This window comes from Actinomycetes bacterium (genome assembly GCA_035506535.1).
Lineage (GTDB): Bacteria > Actinomycetota > Actinomycetes > DATJPE01 > DATJPE01 > DATJPE01.
In genome coordinates this window covers 1-3,017 of sequence record DATJPE010000045.1, presented here as the reverse complement: position 1 = coordinate 3,017, position 3,017 = coordinate 1, and the positions used below count along the sequence as shown (strand labels likewise).

Sequence of the window (3,017 nt, the reverse complement as noted above, 5' to 3'; positions counted from 1 at the left end):
GCTTCAGTGCGGCGTACTCCTCAATCATCGCCGAACACCTCGCGGTACACGTCCTCCGCGAAGCTCGTCTCGAGCGGCGCGCCCGGAATCATCCTGAACGTCCGTGTCCCGTCCTCAAGCCGCTCAGCGCGCAGGAAGATGGTGTCGCCTTCAGCGCGCGGGGCGAGCCGCTGGGCGAACTCGAACAGGTGCGTCACCATCAAGACACGGACCCGCCTGGCCAGAAGCGCCGCGACGACCTGGCGCGCGATCTCCGATCCTTCGCGGTCGTTCGTCGCCGCGAAGGACTCGCTGAACAAGATCACCGCGTCGGCGCGCACGTCCTCGGCGATGGCGCTCATCCGGCCGAGTTCCTCGTCCAGCTTGCCCTGCTGCATAGACGGGTCCTCCTCGCGCCGGTAGTGCGTGAACAGGCCCGTCGAGAGCGCGCCGACGAAGGACTCGGCTCCGACGAACATTCCGGCCTGCATCATGAGCTGGGCCAGGCCCAGGCTGCGCAGAAACGTGGACTTGCCGCCCTGGTTGGCGCCGGTGATGACGACCAGCCTCGCGCCTCCAGCGTCCAGGGTGTTGCCCACGGGCCGCCGTCCGGTGGTGAGCGCCAGGGCGACGTCGTACAGCTCCGTGAACCGGAGGGCGCGCGCGTCCGGAGGCCCCGGGACGGGGAACGTCGTCGGCGCGCCCACGCGCGACAGGGCGTCGTGCAGATTGAGACAGCCTACGTAGAAGGCCAACTCGGCGCGCAGCAGCCTGAAGAAGCCGAGCAAGTGCTCTGCCGACTGGGCGGCAGCGTTCGCCACCAGGTTGAGCCCCCGGTCTCGCAGGGCGGAGAGAGCACGCGCACCGGCCTCGTCCCGTTCCGCGATGGCGAACGTGAGGCCGACTGGAACCTTGCGGAGAAGGCGCTGGAGCCAGGTGCGGCTTGCGCCGGTCGTCCGGAGCAGGCTGTAGTCCGTCCCCTGGTTGCCGTCCCCAAGCCCTGCCCCGAGGAGCACGCCCGATCGAAACCGGAGCCGGGCCAAGTGATTCCGCAGGAGGGCCAGGTACTCGTCGTCCAACTCGCGCTTCAGGGTCCGGAACAGTGCCGTGAAGCCCTGCGACGAGAACGCATGACCGTGCTGGTCGGCGAGGTCGCGCAACCGCTTCAGGGCGTCGCGCAGCATGTCCAGTTGCTCCACCGCCCCGTACAAGATGGTGCTGGCCTGGCGGCTGTTGAACGCCCAGAATAGCCGCCGCTCCCGCTCGACGGTGTCGGCGGCCAGTCCGTAGAGCGCTCGCACCACTCCGGCGTTGGCCAGGCTGTCCTTGAGAACATCCTGGCGGTGGATGACGGCCGCGCTGCCGCTTTCTGGGCCCCGCACCAGTGCCGCTCGGGCGACATCCCAGAGGTAGCGGTCGCCCGCGGCCATCGCGGCCAGGACGGTCTCGAGCTCGAGGTCTTGAATGAGGTCGGTCGCGTGGGCGGGCGGGTCGCCGCCGGGATCGAAATCCCTGTCCGGGGCCATGAGCCTGGCCCTCACGGTCGGATCCTCCGCAGCAGCCAGTCCTGCGTCACACGGTACTTCTCCGCGATGGCGAGGGCATAGGCCAATCCGTCTGCGGGCCGGCGCTCGAACTTGAACGTCCGCCTGGACGGGTCCGCCGTATCGACGCTCCCCACCACGCTGACGGTCTTCTCGTCGAAGCTCGCCAGCTCGTCGAGGAAGGTGACGCAGAAGGCGAGACAGCCCCGCCTTGAAATCCGGGCCAGCACTTTGCGGCTGAGTTCGATCGCGTCGGCGACCGTCGTGGACGCGAAAACCTCGTTCAGGATGACGAGGCTGTCTTCCGTTGCGGTGTCGAGAATCCGCCGGATCCTGACGAGGTCGTCGTAGAGCTTGCCCCGGAGGTTGCGGATATCTTCGACGCGCTCGAAATGCACGAACACACGGTCGACGAGGCCGAGCCGCGCCTCGGTCCCGGGGACGGAAAGGCCGAGCCCGGCGAGGTAGTGCAGTTGTCCGATCATCCGGGCGAACGTGGTCTTCCCTCCGTGGTTTGGACCGGTCACGACCACGATTCGTTCGCCGGTGCCCAGGGTCAGGTCGTTGCGTACCGGCGTCTCGTTCCGGGCCAAGAGGGCGACGGCGAGCGCGAGGTCGAAGGCGTCGCGTACTGCGGTCGCCCGCGGGCCCGGAGACACCAGGGGATAGCAGAAGGGCAATCCGGCCGCCCGGAGAGGAGCGATGACGCGGAGGTAGGCGACGTAGAACTGCACTTCCCGGTCGAACCGGACCACACGTTCGTCGAGGTAGGCCTCATGCGCCGCGCAGAAGGCCGTGAGCGCTGAGAAGGGCTCCGGGTTGAGGCGGACCACGCGCTCGAGGATCTGCGTCTCCACGTGGTTCAGGCGGCCGGCGTCCACGAGCTTGACCCGGTAGTCCCGGGCGGGGGCTCGCCGGAACTTCGCGAAGGTCGCCTCGACCTCAGCGCTGTAGTCCGGCTCGCCGGCGTAAGGGCGAACCGCGACGGTGAGGCCGTCGATCATGACGCTGTAGCGGACTGTGTCCAGGGCGGCCAGGACAGCGCCCAGCTCGGACGCGAGGTCGCGGAACGCCGGGCTACTCAGGTACTCCACGAGGAATGCCCGCAGCGCCAGCATGCCACGCGAGCGCAGTTCGAGGTTCGCGAGTCCGCCCGCGAGGCCGCGCACGGCCTCGCAGTATGCGTGCGCGGCGCCGAGCAGACGGCGCTCCTGCTCCGGCGGACACTCGAGTTTCGCTGCCAGGTCCCTGAGGGCCCGCATGCGGTGCATGCCTTCGGCGAAGCCGTCGACCGCCTCCATGGCCGCCGGTTCCTCGAGGTCGCGCAGCACCTCCTGCCGGTAGGTGACGGCGTCGAGGTCCACCACCGGAGCGCCGAAGTACGCGGCAACGTCGTGATCTTCGGACTCGGCCGCCGCCGCCGTGAAGACCTGGTCGAGGTTCAGGTCCCGCAGCACGTCGCTGTCGGCCGGCGCCGCGCCGGGCGCCGCGCCG

2 protein-coding genes are annotated in these 3,017 nt (G+C 69.1%); both read right to left on the bottom strand.

Translation table 11 applies throughout. From position 1 onward, the window contains the following. Positions 1 to 20: 20 nt before the first annotated feature. The gene (locus tag VMI11_07195) at positions 21 to 1,520 is read right to left on the bottom strand and encodes a DNA mismatch repair protein MutS (protein HTY72198.1); all 1,500 of its coding nucleotides are present in this window, start codon (positions 1,518 to 1,520) and stop codon (positions 21 to 23) included. Next, positions 1,517 to 2,854: a DNA mismatch repair protein MutS gene (locus VMI11_07190; GenBank protein HTY72197.1), complete on the bottom strand. Its 1,338-nt coding sequence runs from the start codon at positions 2,852 to 2,854 to the stop codon at positions 1,517 to 1,519. The genes VMI11_07195 and VMI11_07190 overlap by 4 nt, the downstream gene beginning before the upstream one ends. Between the last annotated feature and the right edge of the window lie 163 nt (positions 2,855 to 3,017).